Origin of the sequence: Pseudomonas sp. SK (genome assembly GCF_012975065.1) — a bacterium.
GTDB lineage: Bacteria > Pseudomonadota > Gammaproteobacteria > Pseudomonadales > Pseudomonadaceae > Aquipseudomonas > Aquipseudomonas anuradhapurensis.
The window spans coordinates 1,454,777-1,476,028 of record NZ_CP051857.1; the positions used below are offsets into that span (position 1 = coordinate 1,454,777).

Here is a 21,252-nt window from a genome sequence, read left to right on the forward strand (position 1 = left end):
CGCCCGGTGTGGCAGGAAGATGATGCAATCTCCTAGACCTGACGAGGGGATGCTTTGATGGCTGCTTTGAGAAAAATGCGACGTTTCCTGGGTGTGGGCACCGCCCTGGTAATGGCCATGGGCGCTGCACAGGCAATGGCTAAAGAAGTAAGCATTGGTTACGTGGATGGTTGGGCCGACAGCGTGGCAACCACCAACGTGGCCGCCGAAGTGATCAAGCAGAAGCTCGGCTACGACGTCAAGCTGCAGGCTGTGGCCACCGGGATCATGTGGCAGGGCGTGGCCACCGGCAAGCTCGACGCCATGTTGTCGGCCTGGTTGCCGGTGACCCATGGCGAATACTGGGCCAAGAACAAGGACAACGTGGTCGATTACGGCCCGAACTTCAAGGACGCCAAGATCGGCCTGATCGTCCCCGAGTACGTCAAGGCGGTGAGCATCGCCGACCTCAAGACCGACGACAGCTTCAAGCAGAAGATCGTCGGCATCGACGCCGGCTCTGGCGTCATGCTCAAGACCGAGCAGGCCATCAAGGACTACGACCTGACCGGCTACAAGCTGCAGGCCAGCTCCGGCGCGGCGATGACGGCAGAACTGGGCCGTGCCTACAACAAGCAGCAGTCGATCGCGGTGACCGGCTGGGTACCGCACTGGATGTTCGCCAAGTGGAAGCTGAAGTTCCTCGAAGACCCGAAAGGCGTGTACGGCGCTGCGGAAACCGTGAACAGCATCGGCAGCAAGGAACTGGCGAGCAAGGCGCCGGAAGTGGCGGAGTTCCTGAAGAAGTTCAGCTGGCAGTCGAAGGACGAGATTGGCGAGGTGATGCTGGCGATCCAGGAAGGGGCCAAGCCTGAAGCGGCGGCCAAGGACTGGGTGGCCAAGCACCCTGAGCGCGTGAAGGAGTGGACCGGCAAGTAACAACCCGTCAGGGCCAGTTTTGCTGCTTCGCGGGCACGCCCGCTCCCACAGGAACTGCACCGACTTCAAGGGCAGCGAAAATCCTGTGGGAGCGGGCGTGCCCGCGAATGGGCCTTCACTTTGTTACGCAACTGGTAAAACACCGTTGCATCTAAGACTAAGGTCGTCTGGTTGGCGTCCGACAGCCGCATAAAGTAGGGGTCGTGGGTACCACCCCTATCTGTGCTGCTAGGACAAAAACAATGAACGACAGCATTTACCTCTCGATACAAAACAGCCCCCGTTTCAAGGAGCTGGTCACCAAGCGCGAACGGTTCGCCTGGATTCTCTCGGCGATCATGCTCGGCCTGTATTGCGCCTTCATCCTCCTGATCGCCTACGGTCCGCAGATCCTCGGCACCAAGCTCAGCCCCGACTCCTCGATTACCTGGGGTATTCCCCTGGGCGTCGGCCTGATCGTCTCGGCATTCGTGCTGACCGCCATCTACGTACGCCGCGCCAACGGCGAGTTCGATGAGCTGAACAAGGCCATCCTGAAGGAGGCGCAACAATGATTCGTCATGCCAAAACCCTGGCCGTACTGGCCTGCGGCGCCTTCGCACCCGCCGTGTGGGCCGCCGATGCCCTGACCGGCGAGGTGCAGAAACAACCGCTGAACGTTTCCGCCATCGCCATGTTCGTGGCCTTCGTCGCCTTCACTCTGGGCATTACCTACTGGGCCTCCAAGCGCAACAAGTCGGCCTCTGACTACTACGCCGCCGGTGGCAAGATCACGGGCTTCCAGAACGGCCTGGCGATTGCCGGTGACTACATGTCGGCGGCCTCGTTCCTGGGTATTTCCGCGCTGGTGTTCACTTCCGGCTACGATGGCCTGATCTACTCGATCGGCTTCCTGGTCGGCTGGCCGATCATCCTCTTCCTGATCGCCGAACGCCTGCGCAACCTGGGCAAGTACACCTTTGCCGACGTGGCCTCGTACCGCCTCGGGCAGAAGGAAATCCGCACCCTGTCGGCGTCCGGTTCGCTGGTGGTGGTAGCGTTCTACCTGATTGCGCAGATGGTCGGTGCCGGCAAGCTGATCGAGCTGCTGTTCGGCCTGGACTACCACGTGGCGGTGATCCTGGTGGGTATCCTGATGTGCCTGTACGTGCTGTTCGGCGGCATGCTGGCCACCACCTGGGTACAGATCATCAAGGCGGTGCTGCTGCTGTCCGGGGCCAGCTTCATGGCGCTGATGGTGATGAAGCACGTGGGCTTCGACTTCAACACGCTGTTCTCCGAAGCGATCAAGGTGCATGCCAAGGGCGAAGCGATCATGAGCCCGGGCGGCCTGGTCAAGGACCCGATCTCGGCCTTCTCGCTGGGCTTGGCGCTGATGTTCGGTACCGCCGGCCTGCCGCATATCCTGATGCGCTTCTTCACCGTCAGTGACGCCAAGGAAGCGCGCAAGAGCGTGCTGTATGCCACCGGTTTCATCGGCTACTTCTACATCCTGACCTTCATCATCGGCTTTGGCGCCATCCTGCTGGTCAGCACCAACCCGGCCTTCAAGGACGCCGCCGGCGCCCTGCTGGGTGGCAACAACATGGCCGCGGTGCACCTGGCCGATGCCGTAGGCGGCAGCGTGTTCCTCGGCTTCATCTCGGCGGTGGCCTTCGCCACCATCCTGGCGGTGGTCGCCGGCCTGACCCTGGCGGGTGCCTCGGCGGTGTCCCACGACCTGTACGCCAGCGTATGGCGCAAGGGCAAGGCCAACGACAAGGACGAGATCCGTGTGTCGAAGATCACCACCGTCGCCCTGGGCGTACTGGCGATCGGCCTGGGCATCCTGTTCGAGAAGCAGAATATCGCCTTCATGGTCGGCCTGGCGTTCTCGATCGCCGCCAGCTGCAACTTCCCGGTACTGCTGCTCTCGATGTACTGGAAGAAACTGACCACCCGCGGTGCCATGATCGGCGGCTGGCTGGGCCTGGTGAGTGCAGTGACGCTGATGATCCTCGGCCCGACCATCTGGGTACAGATCCTCGGCCACGAGAAGCCGATCTACCCGTACGAGTATCCGGCACTGTTCTCGATGCTGATCGCCTTCATCGGTATCTGGTTCTTCTCGATCACCGACAAGTCCAAGGCTGCCGAAGACGAACGTGCGCTGTTCTTCCCGCAGTTCGTGCGTTCGCAGACTGGCCTGGGGGCATCGGGCGCTGTTTCGCACTGATCCTCACGGCAATGAAAAAACCGCGCTTCGGCGCGGTTTTTTCATGTCTGCGGCGCTAGATCATGCCTAGCAGCAACAACACCAGCAGGATCACCAGCACCACGCCGATGATGCCGGACGGGCCGTAGCCCCAGCTGCGTGAATGTGGGAAGACCGGTAAGCCACCAATCAACAGCAGAATCAGGATGATGATCAGAATCGTGGTCATGACGGAGTCCTTGCGTGGTTGGGGGTCAAGGGCCTCGGACTGCTGGCCTCTTGTAAATTGGGACCGACGCCGCTTGGGAAAGATTCCATTGGTGTACGGACAGTGCTGGCCACGGACGCATGCTGCCCCATTCACTACCCTGATGAACCCTGCCGTTACCCAGGCCCTTGTTTAGACTCCAGTCACTCTTCATGCAAACAAGGCCAGCCACCATGCAAAACCGCATCATGATCACCGGCGCCGGGTCCGGCCTCGGTCGCGAGATCGCCCTGCGCTGGGCGCGCGAGGGCTGGCGCCTGGCGTTGGCCGACGTCAACGAAGGCGGCCTGCGCGATACCCTGGAAGGCGTGCGCAAGGCCGGCGGCGACGGCTTCGTCCAGCGCTGCGACGTGCGTGACTACAGCCAGCTCACCGCCCTGGCCCAGGCCTGCAGCGAGCAGTTCGGCGGCATCGATGTGATCGTCAACAATGCCGGTGTCGCTTCGGGCGGGTTCTTCGCCGAACTGTCGCTGGAAGACTGGGACTGGCAGATCGCGGTCAACCTGATGGGCGTGGTCAAGGGCTGCAAGGCTTTCCTGCCGCTGCTGGAGCGCAGCAAGGGGCGCATCATCAACATCGCCTCGATGGCCGCGCTGATGCAGGGCCCGGGCATGAGCAACTACAACGTGGCCAAGGCCGGCGTGCTGGCCTTGTCGGAGAGCCTGCTGGTGGAGCTGCGCCAGCTCGAGGTTGCGGTGCATGTGGTGTGCCCGTCGTTCTTCCAGGCCAACCTGCTGGATTCGTTCCGCGGGCCGAACCCGGCGATGAAGGCGCAGGTGGGCAAACTGCTGGAAGGCTCGCCGATCAATGCGGCGGACATTGCCGACTACATCCATCAGCAGGTCAGCGCCGGCGAGTTCCTGATCCTGCCCCACGAGGCCGGGCGCCAGGCTTGGCAACTGAAGCGCCAGGCGCCCGAGCGGCTGTATGACGAGATGGCCGACATGGCGGTGAAAATGCGCGCCAAAGCCCATTCCCGCTGATTGATCTGTAAGGGAAATTACCTAGAAATGTAGGGCGCTTCTGATTATCAGCGGAACTATTGAGTAGCCAAATGCCAGCAAGGCAGGCTCCGGTTTTCCCTTTCGCTGGAGGACTGGAGCATGTTGGTAATTGGACGCGAAGTGGGGCAGGTCATCGTGATTGGCGATGACATTCGGCTCATGGTGGTGGAAACGCGGGACGGAATGGTGCGCTTTGGCGTGGATGCACCGCGCGAGGTGCCGGTGCATCGGTCCGAGGTGTACAAGCGCATCAAGGAGGCCAAGCCAGGCAAAGCCTGATGGCGCCGACCCTGGCCTGCTAGTCGAGCAACTCGCGCGGCACATCATGCCTGGCCAGCAGCTGGCACTGCTGGCTTTCCGGGTCGAACAGGATGAACGCCTGGCCCTTGGCCAAGGCCTGGCGCACCCGCAGCACACGGGTTTCCAGCGGGGTATCGTCGCCGTTGTCGGTGCCGTCGCGGGTGACGAAGTCTTCGATCAGGCGGGTCAGGGTTTCGGCTTGCAGTTGGTCGTAAGGGATCAGCATGGTGGGCGGAGCCTAGGGAATTGATGGGCGCATGCTACGCGAAACACCTGGCCTTTTGGGGCCGCGTTGCGACCCGATCGCCGGCTGGACGGCGCCCTCAGGCCTCGGGCACTGCGTTGTTCTGGGGGCGCTGGCTTGCCGGCGATCGGGCTGCAACGCAGCCCTTGGCCTCAAGCCTTGTGACCGACCAGGCTATCCACCGCCGGCACCCGTGTATCACTTTCCATCTGCGCATCATGCTCCAACTGGTGGCTGAAGCGCTCCAACGAGGTATTGGCCGGTTGCGAGTCGCTGGCAAACACTGGCGGGCTGAGCAGGTACGCCGACAGCAACCGGCTCAGCGCCGCCAGGCTGTCGATGTGCGTGCGTTCGTAGCCATGGGTGGCATCGCAGCCAAATGCCACCAGCGCGGTACGAATATCGTGCCCGGCGGTCACCGCCGAATGGGCATCGCTGAAGTAATAGCGGAACAGGTCGCGGCGCACCGGCAGGTCGTGGTCGCCGGCCAGTTTCAGCAAGTGCCGCGACAGGTGGTAGTCGTAAGGCCCCGACGAGTCCTGCATGGCCACGCTCACGGCATGCTCGCTGGAAGCCTGGCCGGGCGCTACCGGGGCGATGTCGATACCGACGAATTCGCTGACGTCCCAGGGCAGCGCCCCGGCCGCACCCGAGCCGGTCTCCTCGGTAATGGTGAACAGCGGGTGGCAGTCGATCAGTGGCTGGCGGCCGCTTTCCACCACCGCTTTCAGCGCTGCCAGCAGCGCGGCGACACCGGCCTTGTCGTCCAGGTGGCGGGCGCTGATGTGGCCGCTTTCGGTGAATTCGGGCAGCGGGTCGAAGGCGACGAAGTCACCGATGCTCAGGCCCAGCGCCTCGCAATCGGCGCGCGTGGCGCAGTAGGCGTCCAGGCGCACTTCCACATGCTCCCAGCTGATCGGCATCTGGTCGATGGCGGTGTTGAAGGCGTGCCCGCTGGCCATCAGTGGCAGCACGCTGCCACGGAACACGCCGGTGTCGGTGAACACGCTGACCCGGCTGCCCTCGGCGAAGCGGCTCGACCAGCAGCCGACCGGCGCCAGGGCCAGGCGACCGTTGTCGAGCAACTGGCGGACGCTGGCGCCGATGGTGTCGAGGTGGGCGGACACGGCGCGGTCCGGCGAGTTTTGCCGGCCCTTGAGCGTGGCGCGGATGGTGCCGCGGCGGGTCAGCTCGAAGGGAATGCCCAGCTCCTCCAGGCGTTCGGCCACGTAGCGCACGATGGTGTCGGTGAAACCGGTGGGGCTGGGGATAGCGAGCATCTCCAGCAGCACGCGTTTGAGGTAGTCGAGATCGGGTTCGGGGAGTCGTTCGGACATGAGTACTCCTTGGAAATTGCATTGATTCTTCGCGGGCACGCCCGCTCCCACAGAGCCCCCACAAGTCTCAGGAATTGCGCTGCCCCTGTGGGAGCGGGCGTGCCCGCGAAGAGGCCATCAGTCGTTACGCCAACGGCCGGCTATGCGGGAACAGCAGGTCGATGAAACGCTCGGCGGTCGGTTGCGGTTCGTGGTTGGCCAACCCGGCCCGCTCGTTGGCCTCGATGATCACGTACTCCGGCTGCTCGGCATCGCGCACCATGAAGTCCAGCCCCACCACCGGGATCTCCAGTGCCCGCGCTGCCCGCACGGCGGCCTCGGCCAGTGCCGGGTGCAAGCGTTCGGTCACGTCTTCCAGGGTGCCGCCGGTGTGCAGGTTGGCGGTGCGCCGCACGGCCAGGTGCTGGCCCGCAGGCAGGACATCGTCGTAGCCATGGCCAGCGGTGCTCAGGGTGCGTTCGGTCTCTTCGTCCACGGGGATCCTGCTCTCGCCCCCGGTGGCCGCCTGGCGCCGTCGGCTCTGGGCGTCGATCAGCTGGCGAATGCTGTGCTTGCCATCGCCCACCACCTGCGCCGGGTGGCGAATGGCGGCCGCCACCACTTCATAACCGATGACCACGATGCGCAGGTCATGCCCGGCATGGAAGCTTTCCAGCAACACGCGGCTGTCGAACTGGCGTGCCTGTTCGACGGCGCGGGTGATGTCATCGATGCTGGTGAGGTTGACGGCAACCCCTTGGCCCTGCTCGCCATCGACCGGTTTGACCACCACCGCCGCGTGCTCTTCGAGAAACGCCAGGTTGTCGTCGGCATTGCCGGCCAGCTGCTGTGCCGGCACCTTGAGCCCGGCGTTGTGCAGGGCTTGCCGGGTCAGGCGCTTGTCCTGGCACAGGGTCATGGTCACGGCGCTGGTCAGGTCGCTGAGCGATTCCCGGCAGCGGATGCGGCGCCCGCCCAGGCTGAGGGTGAACAGCCCGGCAGCGGCATCATCGACCTGCACCTCGATACCCCGGCGCAGGGCCTCGTCGACGATGATGCGCGCATACGGGTTGAGGTCGGCCTGCGGCCCGGGGCCGAGGAACAGCTGCTCGTTGATGCCGTTCTTGCGCTTGACCGCGAAGGTCGGCAGGTTGCGAAACCCCAGCTTCTGGTACAGGCGCTTGGCCTGGCGGTTGTCGTGCAGCACCGACAGGTCCAGGTAGGCCAGGCCGCGGCTCATGAAGTGCTCGATCAGGTGGCGCACCAGCACTTCGCCGACGCCGGGGCGGGTACATTGCGGGTCCACCGCCAGGCACCAGAGGCTGCTGCCGTGCTCGGGGTCGTCGAACGCCTTGGCATGGTTCAGGCCCATGACGCTGCCGATGACCGCACCGCTGTCTTCGTCTTCGGCCAGCCAGTAGACGGGGCCGCCCTGGTCAAGCGGGGTGAGCAGCTCGGGGACGACCGGCAACATGCCGCGCGCCTGGTACAGGGTGTTGATCGCCTGCCAGTCACCGGCGTTCTGTGCCCGGCGCACGCGGAAACCACGGAACACCCGCTGTGCCGGCCGATAGTCGGTGAACCACAGGCGCAGGGTGTCGGACGGGTCGAGGAACAGTTGTTGTGGCGCATGGGCCAGCACCTGCTGGGGCGCGGCCACGTACAACGCGATGTCACGTTCGCCCGGGCACTCGCCCAGCAGGTCCTCGGCCAGCTTGGCCGGGTCGGCGTAGGTATGGCCGATCAGCAGCCGGCCCCAGCCGCAATGCACGGCGCGTGGCTGGTCGTGGGGCTGGCTGCCATCACCGGCCAGGCGCGCCTGCAGGCGTTCGTAGGAGGGCGCCTGGCCGCGCAGCAGGCGCTGGCCGTAGGCAGTTTCGTGGGCTTTCATCGCTCAGAGTCCTTGTTCGGTCAGCCACAGGTTCAATGCCGCCAGCTGCCACAGCTTGGAGCCGCGCAGCGGGGTCAACTGGCCGTGCGGGTTGTTCAGCAGGCGGTCGAGCATGGCCGGGTTGAACAGCCCGCGGTCCTGGCTGGGGTCGGTCAGCAGTTCCCGCACCCAGCCAAGGGTGGCGCCATCCAGGTGCTTCAGGCCCGGTACCGGGAAGTAGCCCTTCTTGCGGTCGATCACCTCGTGCGGGATCACCCGTCGTGCGGCTTGCTTGAGTACCTGCTTGCCGCCGTCGGGCAGCTTGAAGCGTGCGGGAATGCGCGCCGACAGTTCCACCAGGCGGTAATCGAGGAACGGCGTGCGTGCCTCCAGGCCCCAGGCCATGGTCATGTTGTCCACCCGTTTGACCGGGTCGTCGACCAGCATCACCGTGCTGTCCAGGCGCAGCGCCTTGTCGACCGCATCGGGGGCACCGGGGCGGGCGAAATGTTCGCGCACGAACTCGCCCGCAGCATCGGTTTCCAGCAGCCAGGGCGTTTGCACGGTGTCGCGGTATTCGGCGTGGCTGCGGTCGAAGAAGGCCTCGCGGTAGGCGCTGAAGGGGTCCTCGGCGCCGTCTACCTGCGGGTACCAGTGGTAGCCGGCGAACAGTTCATCGGCGCCCTGGCCGCTTTGCACGCCCTTGCAGTGCTTCGCCACTTCCCGCGACAGCAGGTAGAAGGCGATGCAGTCGTGGCTGACCATCGGTTCGCTCATGGCGCGGAACGCCGCCGGCAGTTGCTCGATGACCTCATGCTCGGCAATACGCAACTGGTGGTGACGGGTGCCGTAATGCCGGGCGATCAGGTCGGAGTACTGGAACTCGTCGCCGCGTTCGCCGCCGGCATCCTCGAAACCGATGGAGAAGGTCGACAGGTCGTCCACGCCCGCTTCGCGCAGCAGACCGACCAGCAGGCTGGAGTCGACCCCGCCGGACAGCAGCACGCCCACGTCCACCGCGGCACGTTGGCGGATGGCCACGGCCTCGCGGGTGGCGTCGAGCACCCGGGTGGTCCAGCCTTCGAGGTCCAGCTCGCGCTCGTTGGGCGTGGCGCCGTAATGCAGCTGCCACCAGGTCTGGCGTTCCACTTCGCCATGGCGGTCGATGCGCATCCAGGTGCCGGGTTCGAGCTTCTGCACATTGGCCAGCAGGGTGCGTGGCGCTGGTACCACCGCGTGGAAGTTCAGGTAGTGGTTGAGCGCTACCGGGTCGAGCACCGGGTCGATGTCACCGCCCTTGAGCAGCGCCGGCAGGGTCGAGGCGAACCGCAGGCGCTCGCCGTTGCGCGACAGGTACAAGGGCTTGACGCCCAGGCGGTCGCGAGCGAGGAACAAGCGCTGGTTGTCACGCTCCCAGATGGCCAGGGCGAACATGCCGTTGAGCTTGGGCAGCAAGGCGGCGCCCCAGGCGTGGTAGCCCTTGAGCAGCACCTCGGTGTCGCCGTCGGACCAGAAGGTGTAGCCCAGCGCCTGCAGCTCCTGGCGCAATTCGGGGAAGTTGTAGATGGCGCCGTTGAACGCCAGTGACAGGCCCTGGGTGTTGTCGACCATCGGCTGCGCCGAGCCGTCGGACAAGTCCATGATTTTCAGGCGCCGGTGGCCCAAGGCGATCGGGCCCTGGCTATGGAAGCCCCAGGCATCCGGGCCGCGCGGCGCCAAGTGATGGGTGATGCGCTCTACCGCAGCCAGGTCGGCTGGGCGAGGGGCTTGGTCGATCGGGGTGAAACGCAACTCTCCTGCTAATCCGCACATAGGTCCTTACCGGTTTTTCCGTTGGGGAGGGAGTGCCCCGGATTAGGGCACCTTAAGGAACTGACCCGTGCGGTTTGCGAGAGTTTTAGATCGATCTGTTATATGGGGTGGGGCGGTGGGGGGGGCTTGGTTTTTGGGTTGGGGCGTAAATCGAGCGCCGCCTACGCGGCGCTCGATCTCCCAGGCGCTACACGTCCAACGGCATACCCCGGCCCTGTCACCGCCCACGAATCAACCTGCGCAAGGCAAACCGGTTCGGATGACAGGCCTCCGCCACCGCCCGCGGCACCGGCAGTGGTTCCCCGCACACCCAGGCGGCCACCAGCTCGCCACTCAGCGGGGCGGTGATCAGCCCGCGCGAGCCATGCCCGCTGTTCACGTACAGGCCACCGAGCCATGGGCAGGCCACCTGCGGCATTTGCCGCGCATCCCGGCTGAGCACCGCATAGGCTTCGTTGAACGCCTCGGCATCGGCCAGCGGCCCGACGATCGGCAGGTAGTCCGGGCTGGTGCAGCGAAATGCCGCGCGCCCCTGCAACTGTGCCGGGTCCAGCTCGGCGGTGCCCAGGCGCTCGGCCAGGTCGGGGGAAATTTCATCCAGCAATGCCAGGTTGCCTTGGTGCTCGGCCAGCGTCGGTGCCAGGTCTTCGCTGTGGAAGTCGAAGCTTGCGCCCAGGGTATGCTCATCGCCGCGGGGTGGGGCCACGTAGCCCTCCGCACACACCACGGTGCGCAACGCGCGGCTGCCGGCAGTGGCTGGCAAGCGGGTGATCTGCCCGCGGATGCGCTTGAGCGGCAGCTGCGCGCACGCCTCGAAGCGCCGCACTTCGGCGGCCCCGGCCAGGACCACCACTGGCGCGCTGGCCAGCAGCCGTTCACCGGCCCAGGCTTGCCATTGCTCGCCGACCTTGCGCAGGTCGAGCACTGGCTGATGTGTCACCAGGCGAATGCGAGGGTGCTGCAACTGCTGCTGGCACAGCGCCGGCGGGTGCACCCAGCCACCCTCGGGGTAGAACAGCCCGCCGGCCGGCAACGCCACACCGGCCATGGCTTCGGCTTCATCACGCTGCAGCGGATGCAGAAGGTCAGGGGCGAAGGCCGCTGCCAACTTGCCCTGGCGCTCGGCTTCCTTGTTGTCGAAGGCCAGCTGCAGCACGCCACAGGCATCCCAGTCGCGGCCGCGCTGCAAGCGCTCCAGCTGGCGCCGGGTGTAGCCGAAACCGGACAGGATCATCTGTGACAGCGTTGTGCCATGGGCCGACAGCTTGAGGTACAGCACCCCTTGCGGGTTGCCTGATGCTTCCCGTGCTGGCGCGTCGTGGCGTTCCAGCACGGTCACCTGCCAGCCGCGCCGGGCCAGGCTGGCGGCGCTGCAACTGCCGGCCAGCCCGGCACCGATGACCAGGGCCTCGCGTGGTCCTGCTGCGGCTGTCGGGCGTGCATACCAAGGGGGGCAGGGGGTAGGCGGGGTGCCGACGTAGGCGCCGCTCATCACTTCCCACTTCTTGCCGATGCCCGGCACCTTCTTCATGGCGAAGCCGGCATCGACCAGGCTGCGGCGTACCCAGCCGGTGGTGGTGAACGTGCCCAGCACGGTGCCGGGGTGCGACAGCCGCGCCAGCTGCGCGAACAGCGCCGGGGTCCACATGTCGGGGTTCTTGGCCGGGGCGAAGCCGTCGAGGAACCACACATCGACCTGCGCATCGAGTTGCGGCAGTTGCTCCAGCACGTCACCGACCAGCAGGGTGAGGGTGACCCGCCCATTGGCGAAGGTGAACTGCTGGAAGCCAGGGTGCAGCGCCACGTACTGCGCCAGCAGGGGCTCGCTGTAGGCCGCCAGCTCCGGCCACAGGCGCACGGCACGGGCCATGTCGTCGCGGCCGAGCGGGTACTTCTCGACGCTGACGAAATGCAGGCGGGCTTCGGCGCCGGCATGCTGCTCGAACAGCTGCCAGGCGCAGTAGAAGTTCATGCCGGTGCCAAAGCCGGTTTCACCGATCACCAGGCAGGCATGCGGGGCGAGGGCGGCGAAACGTTCTGCCAGGCGGGTTTGTCCGAGAAACACATGACGGGTTTCTTCGATGCCTTCGTTGACTGCGAAGTAGACGTCGTCGTATTGGCGCGAGTGCGGGCGGCCCTGGTCGTCCCAGTCGATCTGGGCGTGCTGGAGGAGGGTGGACATGGTTGGCTCGGTTGCAGCGGATCGACGGATTTTATGCCATCTGATGATTTTGCGCTTGCCGTACCGGCCCTGTCGCCGGCAAGCCAGCCCCCACAGGTACAACGTCGATTGTAGGCGCGGATTTATCCGCGAAGCAGCCGACGCGTCAGCTGGCACCGGCTGTGGGAGCTGGCTTGCCAGCGACAGGGCCGGTACAGCCCACACACAAATCCGCTAGTCTTGCTTATCCATTGAAGGAGCCAGTGCATGTTCGAATCCGCAGAAATCGGCCACAGCATCGACAAGGAGGCTTACGACGCCGAGGTACCCGCTTTGCGCGAGGCCCTGCTCGAAGCCCAGTACGAACTCAAGCAGCAGGCGCGTTTTCCGGTGATCGTGCTGATCAACGGCATCGAAGGCGCCGGCAAGGGCGAGACGGTCAAGTTGCTCAACGAGTGGATGGACCCGCGGTTGATCGACGTGCTCACCTTCGACCAGCAAACCGACGAAGAGCTGGCCCGGCCACCGGCCTGGCGCTATTGGCGGGCCTTGCCACCGAAGGGGCGGATGGGCGTGTTCTTCGGCAACTGGTACAGCCAGATGCTCCAGGGGCGGGTACATGGCCTGTTCAAGGATGCCGTGCTCGACCAGGCCATCACCGGCGCCGAGCGGCTCGAGGAAATGCTCTGCGACGAAGGTGCGCTGATCATCAAGTTCTGGTTCCACCTGTCCAAGAAGCAGATGAAGGCGCGTCTCAAGGCGCTGAAGGACGACCCGCTGCACAGCTGGCGCATCAGCCCGCTGGACTGGCAGCAGTCGGAAACCTACGACCGTTTCGTGCGCTTCGGTGAGCGCGTGCTGCGCCGCACCAGCCGCGACTATGCGCCATGGCACATCATCGAAGGCGTTGACCCCAACTACCGCAGCCTGGCGGTCGGGCGCGTTCTGCTGGAAAGCCTGCAAGCAGCACTGGCCAGCGACCCCAAAGCCAAGCACCGGGGCAACGTCGCGCCGCTGGGCCGCAGCATCGACCAGCGCAGCCTGCTCGGCGCGCTGGACATGACCCTGCGCCTGGACAAGGCCGATTATCAGGAACAGCTGGTCACCGAGCAGGCCCGCCTGGCCGGCCTGCTGCGCGACAAGCGCATGCGCCGGCATGCCCTGGTGGCGGTGTTCGAAGGCAACGACGCAGCTGGCAAGGGCGGCGCCATCCGCCGCGTGGCGGCAGCGTTGGACCCGCGCCAGTACCGCATCGTGCCGATTGCCGCGCCCACCGAAGAAGAGCGCGCGCAGCCCTACCTGTGGCGGTTCTGGCGGCATATTCCGGCGCGCGGCAAGTTCACCATCTTCGACCGTTCCTGGTATGGCCGGGTGCTGGTGGAGCGGGTGGAAGGCTTCTGCAGCCCGGCCGACTGGATGCGCGCCTACAGCGAGATCAACGATTTCGAGGAACAGCTGGTGAATGCCGGCCTGGTGCTGGTCAAGTTCTGGCTGGCGATCGACCAGCAGACCCAACTGGAGCGTTTCGAGGAGCGCGAGCAGATCCCGTTCAAGCGCTACAAGATCACCGAGGATGACTGGCGCAACCGCGAGAAGTGGGACGACTATGTCCAGGCGGTGGGTGACATGGTCGACCGCACCAGCACGGAGATTGCGCCATGGACGCTGGTGGAGGCCAACGACAAGCGCTGGGCACGGGTGAAAGTGTTGCGCACCATCAACCAGGCGCTCGAGGCGGCGTTTGCCAAGGACAAGAAATAGCCGAATCGATGCTGCCTGTGCTTGCCCTTTCGCGGGCACGCCCGCTCCCACAGCAGTACCCCATGGCTGAAGCCTGGGGTCTTGGGCGAACGGGTTTGCCGGCGAACAAGCCGGCACAGACAACTCGTCACCCAGGCATGCCATAGAAGAATGACCTGATGAATTCTTTTCTCGGCACTCGCCCCCGGCCCGGCCCTCCAAGCCTTTAGAATTCAACCACCCCCACCACGGGCTTGATCGAGGACTTTATGCACACCACTTCCGGCCGCTGGGGCTATGGCCTGTTCCTGGCGCTTCTGACGGCGTTGCTCTGGGGCATCCTGCCGATCAAGCTCAAGCAGGTGCTGCAGGTGGTCGACCCGGTCACCGTCACCTGGTACCGCCTGCTGGTTTCCGGTGGGCTGCTGTTCGCCTGGCTGACGGCCCAGCGCCGCTTGCCGTCCATCCGCCAACTGACGCCCAGGGGCAAGGGGCTGGTGCTGGTGGCCGTGCTTGGCCTGATGGGCAACTATGTGCTGTACCTGATCGGCCTGAACCTGCTGAGCCCGGGTACCGCGCAACTGGTGGTGCAGCTTGGCCCGGTGTTGCTGCTGGTGGCCAGCGTGTTCGTGTTCCGCGAACGCTTCAGCCTGGGGCAGGGCATGGGCTTGCTGATCCTGCTGGCGGGGTTTGGCCTGTTCTTCAACCAGCGCCTGGAAGAGCTGCTGACCTCGCTCGGCACCTATACCACTGGCGTGCTGACCATCCTGCTGGCCACCACGATCTGGGTGTTCTACGCATTGAGCCAGAAGCAGCTGCTGACCGTGTGGAATTCGCAGCAAGTGATGATGGTGATCTACCTCGGTTGCGCCGCGTTGCTCACGCCATGGGTCCACCCGTTGCAGGCATTGCAGCTGACCCCGGTGCAGGGCTGGTTGCTGCTGGCCTGCTGCCTGAACACGCTGGTGGCCTATGGCGCGTTTGCCGAGGCGCTGGCGCACTGGGAGGCATCGCGGGTGAGTGCCACGCTGGCGTTGACGCCGCTGGTGACCTTCGTCGCGGTGGCATTGGCGGCCTTGCTGTGGCCCGACTACGTGCATGCCGAGGACATCAATGCCCTGGGTTATGTCGGGGCGGTGACGGTGGTGCTGGGGTCGGCGCTAGTAGCGCTGGGACCATCGCTGGTGGCTAGCTGGCGGGCCCGCAAATTCCGCAAAGTCGCCCGCTCCGTGTAGGAGCGGCCTAGCGTCGCGACGGGCTGCGCAGCAGCCCCAGAACTGTCGGCAGAGACATGAATTTTGGGGCTGCTGCGCAGCCCGTCGCGACGCAAGGCCGCGCCCACACAGGGCGCGGTGTCCCGGATCTCAGCCTTTTCCGCCTGGGGCCAGCATGTTCTCCGGCCGCACCCACTGGTCGAACTGTTCATTGGTCAGGTACTTCAATTCCAGTGCCGCCTCGCGCAAGGTCTTGCCCTCGCCATAGGCCTTCTTGGCAATTTCCGCTGCCTTGTCATAGCCGATGTGCGGGTTCAGCGCCGTTACCAGCATCAACCCGCGCTCCAGGTGCGCCGCCATCTGCTCGGCATCCGGTTCGATACCCGCCACGCAATGCTGCTGGAAGTTGCGGCAGCCATCGGCCAGCAGTTCGATCGACTGCAGCAGGTTGTGGATGATCACCGGCTTGAACACGTTCAGCTGCAAATGGCCCTGGCTGGCGGCAAAGCCGATCGCCGCGTCGTTGCCCAGCACCTGGCAGGCCAGCATCGACAAGGCTTCGCACTGGGTCGGGTTGACCTTGCCCGGCATGATCGAACTACCAGGCTCGTTGGCCGGCAGGCGCACTTCAGCCAGCCCGGCACGCGGGCCGGACCCCAGCAGGCGCAGGTCGTTGGCAATTTTCATCAGGGCCACAGCCAGGGTCTTCAGGGCCCCGGCCAGGCTGGTCAGTGGCTCATGCCCGGCAAGGGCGGCGAATTTGTTCGGTGCGGTGACGAACGGCAGGCCGGACAGCGCCGCCAGCTCGGCCGCGATGGCTTCGGCAAAACCATGCGGGGCGTTCAGCCCGGTGCCCACGGCGGTGCCGCCCTGGGCCAGTTCGCAAACCGCCGGCAAGCTGGCGCGGATGGCGCGCTGGGCGTAGTCGAGCTGGGCGACGAACGCGGACACCTCCTGGCCGAAGGTGATCGGCGTGGCATCCATCATGTGCGTGCGGCCGGTCTTCACCAGCTGATGGTGGCGTGCCGACAGCTCGGCCAGCCCCGAGGACAGTTCGGCGATGGCCGGCAGCAGCTTGTCGTGTACCGCCTGGGCTGCAGCGATGTGCATCGCGGTGGGGAAGCAGTCGTTGGAGCTCTGCGAACGGTTGACGTGGTCGTTGGGGTGCACCGGCGCCTTGCCGCCACGGCCCTTGCCGGCCAGTTCGTTGGCCCGCCCGGCGATCACCTCGTTGACGTTCATGTTGCTCTGGGTGCCGCTGCCGGTCTGCCAGACCACCAGCGGGAACTGGTCGTCGTGCTGGCCGTCCAGCACTTCGTCGGCAGCCTGTTCGATCAGCCGGGCGATGTCGGCTGGCAAGTCGCCGTTGCGGTCGTTGACGCGTGCTGCGGCCTTCTTGATCAGCGCCAGGGCGTGCAACACCGCAATGGGCATGCGCTCCTTGCCGATGGCGAAGTTGATCAGCGAACGCTGGGTCTGCGCACCCCAGTAGGCGTCCTCAGGAACTTCGACCGGGCCCAGGCTGTCTGTCTCGATGCGGCTCATTCTGTACTCACTCCTGTGTAGTTCGAAATCGCAGTTTAGGCCCTGATTCGACCGAGCGGTTCCGTCGCTCGTCGTGCCACTTGAGCACATCGCCACCACGGCGCAGAATGCTCTACTCTGAGGTACCCGCCTCCGTCTCTTCTGAAGGAAATGCAATGACCCGTCTCCGTGTCCTTTGTGCCGCCGTTGCCCTGGCTTGCGCCAGCGGCCAGGTACTCGCTGCCACCGCCAGCCACAATGCTGCTGCCGAGAAATTCCTGACCCTGGCCAACGCCGACAAGCTGGGGACGCCGGTATACATGCAGGTCCAGCAGATGTTCGCCCAGCGTTTTGCCCAGACCAAGGCCCCGGCCACCAAGCAGTCGGTGCTGGAAAGCTACCAGGCCAAGGCCAACGCCGCTCTGGACAACGCCATCGGCTGGAAAAAGCTGAAGCCGAAGATGGTCGACCTGTACACCCAGACCTTCACCGAGCAGGAACTGAACGACCTGGTCAAGTTCTACGAATCGCCGCTGGGCAAGAAAGTGCTGCGTGAAATGCCCAAGGTCACCCAGCAGTCGGCCCAGCTGACCCAGCAGAGCCTGGAGCCTGCGGTACCGGTGGTGAACAAGCTGCTGGACGACATGACCAAGGAGCTGGACCCGAACGCCGGCAAGGCTGTCGCCCCGGCGAAGAAGTGAGTACGCCGCGATGAGCATGCAACAGCGCATCGAACAGCAGCTGGCCGCCCTGGCGCCGCAACACCTGCAAGTGCTTGACGAAAGCCACATGCACAGTCGTGGTCAGGAGACCCACTACAAGGCAGTGATCGTCAGCGAGCAGTTTGCCGGGTTGAACAGCGTCAAGCGCCACCAGAAGGTGTACGCCACCATGGGTGAACTGATGGGCGAGATCCACGCCCTGGCCATCCATACCTACACCGCCGAGGAGTGGGCCAAGGTCGGCGTGGCACCAGCTTCGCCGGTGTGCGCGGGCGGCGGGCACTGAAACCATTCGGTTGTTCTGGTAGAATCCTGCAAGATCCGGGGGCCTCTTTGCGGCCCTTTCGCGACACAAGGCCGCGCCTACAGGTTATGCGATTCCCCTGTAGCAGCGGCCTTGTGTCGCGAAAGGGGCGCAAGGCGCGCCCCCATGCTTTTTTTTACACCTGTCAAACCCGGTCCGCCCCTTACGAGGGCAACCACCTGGAGATTCTGCTTCATGTCCCAACCCATCGTCGTCGCGGCGCTGTACAAGTTCGTCACCCTGGAAGACTACGTCGAGCTGCGTGAGCCGCTGCTCAAGAGCATGCTCGACAACAACGTCAAAGGCACCCTGCTGCTGGCCCACGAAGGCATCAACGGCACCGTCTCGGCCACCCGCGAAGGCATCGACGGCCTGCTGGCCTGGCTGCGCAACGACCCGCGCCTGGCCGACGTCGACCACAAGGAATCGTACTGCGACGAACAGCCGTTCTACCGCACCAAGGTCAAGCTCAAGAAAGAGATCGTCACCCTCGGCGTACCCGGCGTGGACCCCAACAAGGCGGTCGGCACCTATGTCGAGCCCAAGGACTGGAACGCGCTGATCAGCGACCCGGAAGTGCTGCTGATCGACACCCGCAACGATTACGAAGTGGCCATTGGCACCTTCAAGGGCGCCATCGACCCGAAGACCGAAACCTTCCGCGAGTTTCCCGACTACATCAAGGCCAACTTCGACCCCAGCAAGCACAAGAAGGTTGCGATGTTCTGCACCGGCGGTATCCGTTGCGAAAAAGCCTCCAGCTACATGCTCGGTGAAGGCTTCGAAGCGGTCTATCATCTTAAGGGCGGCATCCTGAAATACTTCGAGGAAGTGCCTCAGGAAGAAAGCCTGTGGGACGGCGACTGCTTCGTCTTCGACAACCGCGTCACGGTGCGCCATGACCTGAGCGAGGGCGAGTACGACCAGTGCCACGCCTGCCGCCACCCGATCAATGCACAGGAGCGTGCGTCCGAGCACTATTCGCCAGGGGTGAGCTGCCCGCATTGCTGGGACACCCTGAGCGAGAAGACCCGGCGCAGCGCCATCGACCGGCAGAAGCAGATCGAACTGGCCAAGGCCCGCAACCTGCCGCATCCGATCGGTTACAACTACAAAGCCGAGGCTTGATGCATGTCTGCACGCCTGATCTACGTGATGGACCCGATGTGCTCCTGGTGCTGGGGCTTCGCACCCGTGGCCGCGGCCCTGATCGCCCAGGCGCGTGCAGCAGGCGTGCCGACCCGCCTGGTCACCGGCGGCTTGCGCAGCGGCGGCAGCGCGCTGGATAGCGCCACCCGCAAGTACATCCTCGAACACTGGCAAGCGGTGGCCGAAGCCACTGGCCAGCCGTTTCGCTTCGAGGGGGCCATGCCCGACGGCTTCGTCTACGACACCGAGCCGGCCTGCCGGGCCCTGGTCACCGCCCGCGAGCTGGACGCCGAGCGCGTCTGGCCGCTGCTGGCGCTGATCCAGCGCGCGTTCTACGAGCAGGGGGTGGATGTGACCGTTGCTCCGCATCTGGTCGAACTGGCCGAGCAGGCGGGCTTCGACCGTGCGGTGTTCGCCGAGGCCTTTGCCCAGGCCGACACCCGCGCCGCCACTGCGGCCGATTTCGCCTGGGCGCAGGACCTGGGCATCGCCGGTTTTCCGACCTTGCTGGCCGAGCGCAATGGCCAGCTGGCCCTGCTGACCAACGGCTACCAGCCGCTGGAGCGCCTGCAACCCTTGCTCGGCCGCTGGCTGCAGCAGGCCGCCTGTGCTTGATCTGCCTGGGTCACCCGACCCGGTGCCGGGCAAGCCTTGCACGGCGGCCGACCGACTGAGCTGGGCGGAAATCCGCCGCCTGGCCCTGCATCACAAGAAAAACCTCTGGTCCGCCAACCTCATTGCCGTGTTGGCAGCCTGCTGCAGCGTGCCCATCCCGTTGCTGCTGCCGCTGCTGGTGGACGAGGTGCTGCTGGGCCAGGGCGATGCCGCGCTGCAGTGGATGAACCACCTGCTGCCGGCCAGCTGGCAGGTGGCCGCCGGCTACATCGGCCTGATGCTGTTGCTGACCCTGTGCCTGCGCCTGGCCGCCCTGGCGTTCAACGTCATCCAGGCCAGGTTGTTCGCCGGCTTGGCCAAGGACATCGTCTATCGCCTGCGCATCCGCCTTATCGAGCGGCTCAAGCGGATTTCGCTGAAGGAATACGAAAGCCTGGGCAGCGGTACGGTCACCACCCACCTGGTCACCGACCTGGATACCCTCGACAAGTTCGTTGGCGAAACCCTCAGCCGCTTCCTGGTGGCCATGCTGACCCTGACCGGCACCGCAGCCATCCTGATCTGGATGCACTGGCAGCTGGCCTTGCTGATTCTGCTGTTCAACCCGCTGGTCATCTACCTCACCGTGCAGTTGGGCAAGCGCGTCAAGCACCTGAAGAAGCTCGAGAACGACAGTACCGCACGGTTTACCCAGGCGCTGGCGGAAACCCTCGACGCCATCCAGGAAATCCGCGCCGGCAACCGCCAGGGTTACTTCCTCGGGCGCCTCGGCCTGCGCGCCCGCGAAGTGCGCGACTACGCCGTCGACTCGCAATGGAAAAGCGATGCCAGTGGCCGCGCCAGTGGCCTGCTGTTCCAGTTCGGTATCGATATCTTCCGCGCCGCGGCGATGCTCACCGTGCTGTTTTCCGACCTTTCGATCGGCCAGATGTTGGCGGTGTTCAGCTACCTGTGGTTCATGATCGGCCCGGTGGAGCAACTGCTCAACCTGCAATACGCCTATTATGCCGCCGGCGGCGCGCTGAGCCGCCTCAACGAGCTGCTGGCGCGTGCCGACGAGCCGCAGTATGCGGCCGCCAGCGACCCGTTTGCCGGCCGCCAGACCGTTGGCATCGAAGTGCGCGACCTGCGTTTTGCCTATGCCGACGAGCCGGTGCTCGAGCACCTCGACCTGTGCATTGCCCCGGGTGAGAAAGTGGCCATCGTGGGTGCCAGCGGCGGCGGCAAGAGCACGCTGGTGCAGCTGCTGCTAGGCCTTTATAGCGCCCAGGCCGGCACTATCCGCTTTGGCGGTGCCAGCCTGCAGGAAATCGGCCTGGAAACCCTGCGCGAGAACGTCGCGGTGGTGCTGCAGCACCCATCGCTGTTCAACGACAGCGTGCGCGCCAACCTGACCATGGGCCGCGACTGCAGCGACGAGGCCTGCTGGCAAGCGCTGCGCATCGCCCAGCTGGATGCCACCATCGCCGCCTTGCCGCAGGGCCTGGACAGTGTGGTGGGGCGCTCCGGCGTGCGCCTGTCCGGTGGCCAGCGCCAGCGCCTGGCGATTGCCCGCATGGTGCTGGCCGAGCCTAAGGTGGTGATCCTCGACGAAGCGACCTCGGCCCTGGATGCCGCCACCGAATACAACCTGCACCAGGCCCTGGCGCGCTTTCTCAGCGGCCGAACCACGCTGATCATTGCCCACCGCCTATCGGCGGTGAAACAGGCCGACCGGGTGCTGGTGTTCGATGGTGGGCATGTGGCAGAGGATGGTGACCATCAGCAGCTGATTGCAGAAGGCGGGTTGTATGCCAAGCTTTATGGGCATCTGCAACAAAGTTGAACTTATACAAAGTCACCGATTTTCTGTCATGAAAAACCCTGCCGCGGCGATGGCATTTGGCCTACGCTGTGC

19 protein-coding genes are annotated in these 21,252 nt (G+C 65.0%); 12 read left to right on the forward strand and 7 right to left on the reverse strand.

The genetic code is table 11. From position 1 onward, the window contains the following. Positions 1-57: 57 nt before the first annotated feature. The 3 genes from HG549_RS06710 (at position 58) to HG549_RS06720 (ending at position 3,133) form a co-directional block, all read left to right on the forward strand. Complete coding sequence (locus HG549_RS06710) at positions 58-918, forward strand: glycine betaine ABC transporter substrate-binding protein (protein ID WP_170028781.1); 861 nt, start codon at positions 58-60, stop codon at positions 916-918. Between the two features lie 242 nt (positions 919-1,160). Next, positions 1,161-1,472 carry a DUF485 domain-containing protein gene (locus HG549_RS06715; protein ID WP_170028782.1) on the forward strand — a complete coding sequence of 104 codons (312 nt, stop codon included), beginning with the start codon at positions 1,161-1,163 and terminating at the stop codon, positions 1,470-1,472. Further along, positions 1,469-3,133 carry a cation acetate symporter gene (locus HG549_RS06720; RefSeq protein ID WP_170028783.1) on the forward strand — a complete coding sequence of 555 codons (1,665 nt, stop codon included), beginning with the start codon at positions 1,469-1,471 and terminating at the stop codon, positions 3,131-3,133. Before HG549_RS06715 ends, HG549_RS06720 begins: the two co-directional genes overlap by 4 nt. Positions 3,134-3,188: 55 nt before the next feature. On the opposite strand, the gene HG549_RS06725 is transcribed toward HG549_RS06720, so the two are convergent. Beyond that, positions 3,189-3,341 (reverse strand): DUF3309 family protein, encoded by a 153-nt coding sequence (locus HG549_RS06725; RefSeq protein ID WP_003252624.1) that lies wholly within the window; start codon positions 3,339-3,341, stop codon positions 3,189-3,191. Between the two features lie 212 nt (positions 3,342-3,553). Between HG549_RS06725 and HG549_RS06730 the strand changes: the two genes are divergently transcribed. Further along, positions 3,554-4,363 carry an SDR family oxidoreductase gene (locus HG549_RS06730; protein WP_170028784.1) on the forward strand — a complete coding sequence of 270 codons (810 nt, stop codon included), beginning with the start codon at positions 3,554-3,556 and terminating at the stop codon, positions 4,361-4,363. 120 nt (positions 4,364-4,483) lie between these two features. Continuing rightward, positions 4,484-4,663, forward strand: coding sequence for a carbon storage regulator (locus HG549_RS06735; RefSeq protein WP_170028785.1), 180 nt, complete (start codon positions 4,484-4,486; stop codon positions 4,661-4,663). A 19-nt stretch (positions 4,664-4,682) separates the two neighbouring features. Here HG549_RS06735 and HG549_RS06740 read toward each other — a convergent pair whose 3' ends face one another. The 5 genes from HG549_RS06740 to mnmC all read right to left on the reverse strand — a co-directional run bounded on the left by HG549_RS06740 (position 4,683) and on the right by mnmC (position 12,108). Next, positions 4,683-4,910: a YheU family protein gene (locus tag HG549_RS06740; RefSeq protein ID WP_051099660.1), complete on the reverse strand. Its 228-nt coding sequence runs from the start codon at positions 4,908-4,910 to the stop codon at positions 4,683-4,685. Between the two features lie 170 nt (positions 4,911-5,080). Beyond that, positions 5,081-6,265 (reverse strand): osmoprotectant NAGGN system M42 family peptidase, encoded by a 1,185-nt coding sequence (locus tag HG549_RS06745; protein ID WP_170028786.1) that lies wholly within the window; start codon positions 6,263-6,265, stop codon positions 5,081-5,083. A 124-nt stretch (positions 6,266-6,389) separates the two neighbouring features. Next, entirely contained in the window at positions 6,390-8,135 is a 1,746-nt protein-coding gene (gene ngg / locus HG549_RS06750; RefSeq protein WP_170028787.1) for an N-acetylglutaminylglutamine synthetase, read from the reverse strand. 3 nt (positions 8,136-8,138) lie between these two features. After that, positions 8,139-9,926 carry an N-acetylglutaminylglutamine amidotransferase gene (locus HG549_RS06755; protein WP_170028788.1) on the reverse strand — a complete coding sequence of 596 codons (1,788 nt, stop codon included), beginning with the start codon at positions 9,924-9,926 and terminating at the stop codon, positions 8,139-8,141. Positions 9,927-10,143: 217 nt separating this feature from the next. Beyond that, positions 10,144-12,108: a bifunctional tRNA (5-methylaminomethyl-2-thiouridine)(34)-methyltransferase MnmD/FAD-dependent 5-carboxymethylaminomethyl-2-thiouridine(34) oxidoreductase MnmC gene (gene mnmC / locus HG549_RS06760; protein WP_170028789.1), complete on the reverse strand. Its 1,965-nt coding sequence runs from the start codon at positions 12,106-12,108 to the stop codon at positions 10,144-10,146. 246 nt (positions 12,109-12,354) lie between these two features. On the opposite strand from mnmC, the gene pap reads away from it, so the two are divergent. Continuing rightward, the gene (pap, locus tag HG549_RS06765; RefSeq protein ID WP_170028790.1) at positions 12,355-13,848 is read left to right on the forward strand and encodes a polyphosphate:AMP phosphotransferase; all 1,494 of its coding nucleotides are present in this window, start codon (positions 12,355-12,357) and stop codon (positions 13,846-13,848) included. Between the two features lie 248 nt (positions 13,849-14,096). Continuing rightward, positions 14,097-15,062: a DMT family transporter gene (locus HG549_RS06770; RefSeq protein ID WP_170028791.1), complete on the forward strand. Its 966-nt coding sequence runs from the start codon at positions 14,097-14,099 to the stop codon at positions 15,060-15,062. Positions 15,063-15,191: 129 nt separating this feature from the next. On the opposite strand, the gene HG549_RS06775 is transcribed toward HG549_RS06770, so the two are convergent. Continuing rightward, positions 15,192-16,586 (reverse strand): class II fumarate hydratase, encoded by a 1,395-nt coding sequence (locus HG549_RS06775; RefSeq protein ID WP_170028792.1) that lies wholly within the window; start codon positions 16,584-16,586, stop codon positions 15,192-15,194. A 155-nt stretch (positions 16,587-16,741) separates the two neighbouring features. Between HG549_RS06775 and HG549_RS06780 the strand changes: the two genes are divergently transcribed. The 5 genes from HG549_RS06780 (at position 16,742) to HG549_RS06800 (ending at position 21,180) form a co-directional block, all read left to right on the forward strand. After that, positions 16,742-17,266 (forward strand): DUF2059 domain-containing protein, encoded by a 525-nt coding sequence (locus HG549_RS06780; protein WP_170028793.1) that lies wholly within the window; start codon positions 16,742-16,744, stop codon positions 17,264-17,266. A 10-nt stretch (positions 17,267-17,276) separates the two neighbouring features. Next, positions 17,277-17,573: a BolA family transcriptional regulator gene (locus tag HG549_RS06785; RefSeq protein ID WP_170028794.1), complete on the forward strand. Its 297-nt coding sequence runs from the start codon at positions 17,277-17,279 to the stop codon at positions 17,571-17,573. A 213-nt stretch (positions 17,574-17,786) separates the two neighbouring features. After that, complete coding sequence (locus HG549_RS06790; protein ID WP_170028795.1) at positions 17,787-18,719, forward strand: rhodanese-related sulfurtransferase; 933 nt, start codon at positions 17,787-17,789, stop codon at positions 18,717-18,719. A gap of 3 nt (positions 18,720-18,722) precedes the next feature. Next, positions 18,723-19,355, forward strand: a complete 633-nt coding sequence (locus HG549_RS06795; RefSeq protein WP_170028796.1) for a DsbA family protein — start codon at positions 18,723-18,725, stop codon at positions 19,353-19,355. Further along, entirely contained in the window at positions 19,348-21,180 is a 1,833-nt protein-coding gene (locus HG549_RS06800; RefSeq protein ID WP_170028797.1) for an ABC transporter ATP-binding protein, read from the forward strand. Before HG549_RS06795 ends, HG549_RS06800 begins: the two co-directional genes overlap by 8 nt. Positions 21,181-21,252: the final 72 nt, after the last annotated feature.

Bases quoted from the DNA above. Each gene is read 5' to 3' on its own strand.
- HG549_RS06710 (WP_170028781.1), top strand. From the start codon at position 58: ATGGCTGCTTTGAGAAAAATGCGACGTTTCCTGGGTGTGGGCACCGCC.
- HG549_RS06715 (WP_170028782.1), top strand. From the start codon at position 1,161: ATGAACGACAGCATTTACCTCTCGATACAAAACAGCCCCCGTTTCAAG.
- HG549_RS06720 (WP_170028783.1), top strand. From the start codon at position 1,469: ATGATTCGTCATGCCAAAACCCTGGCCGTACTGGCCTGCGGCGCCTTC.
- HG549_RS06725 (WP_003252624.1), bottom strand. From the start codon at position 3,341: ATGACCACGATTCTGATCATCATCCTGATTCTGCTGTTGATTGGTGGC.
- HG549_RS06730 (WP_170028784.1), top strand. From the start codon at position 3,554: ATGCAAAACCGCATCATGATCACCGGCGCCGGGTCCGGCCTCGGTCGC.
- HG549_RS06735 (WP_170028785.1), top strand. From the start codon at position 4,484: ATGTTGGTAATTGGACGCGAAGTGGGGCAGGTCATCGTGATTGGCGAT.
- HG549_RS06740 (WP_051099660.1), bottom strand. From the start codon at position 4,910: ATGCTGATCCCTTACGACCAACTGCAAGCCGAAACCCTGACCCGCCTG.
- HG549_RS06745 (WP_170028786.1), bottom strand. From the start codon at position 6,265: ATGTCCGAACGACTCCCCGAACCCGATCTCGACTACCTCAAACGCGTG.
- ngg (WP_170028787.1), bottom strand. From the start codon at position 8,135: ATGAAAGCCCACGAAACTGCCTACGGCCAGCGCCTGCTGCGCGGCCAG.
- HG549_RS06755 (WP_170028788.1), bottom strand. From the start codon at position 9,926: ATGTGCGGATTAGCAGGAGAGTTGCGTTTCACCCCGATCGACCAAGCC.
- mnmC (WP_170028789.1), bottom strand. From the start codon at position 12,108: ATGTCCACCCTCCTCCAGCACGCCCAGATCGACTGGGACGACCAGGGC.
- pap (WP_170028790.1), top strand. From the start codon at position 12,355: ATGTTCGAATCCGCAGAAATCGGCCACAGCATCGACAAGGAGGCTTAC.
- HG549_RS06770 (WP_170028791.1), top strand. From the start codon at position 14,097: ATGCACACCACTTCCGGCCGCTGGGGCTATGGCCTGTTCCTGGCGCTT.
- HG549_RS06775 (WP_170028792.1), bottom strand. From the start codon at position 16,586: ATGAGCCGCATCGAGACAGACAGCCTGGGCCCGGTCGAAGTTCCTGAG.
- HG549_RS06780 (WP_170028793.1), top strand. From the start codon at position 16,742: ATGACCCGTCTCCGTGTCCTTTGTGCCGCCGTTGCCCTGGCTTGCGCC.
- HG549_RS06785 (WP_170028794.1), top strand. From the start codon at position 17,277: ATGAGCATGCAACAGCGCATCGAACAGCAGCTGGCCGCCCTGGCGCCG.
- HG549_RS06790 (WP_170028795.1), top strand. From the start codon at position 17,787: ATGTCCCAACCCATCGTCGTCGCGGCGCTGTACAAGTTCGTCACCCTG.
- HG549_RS06795 (WP_170028796.1), top strand. From the start codon at position 18,723: ATGTCTGCACGCCTGATCTACGTGATGGACCCGATGTGCTCCTGGTGC.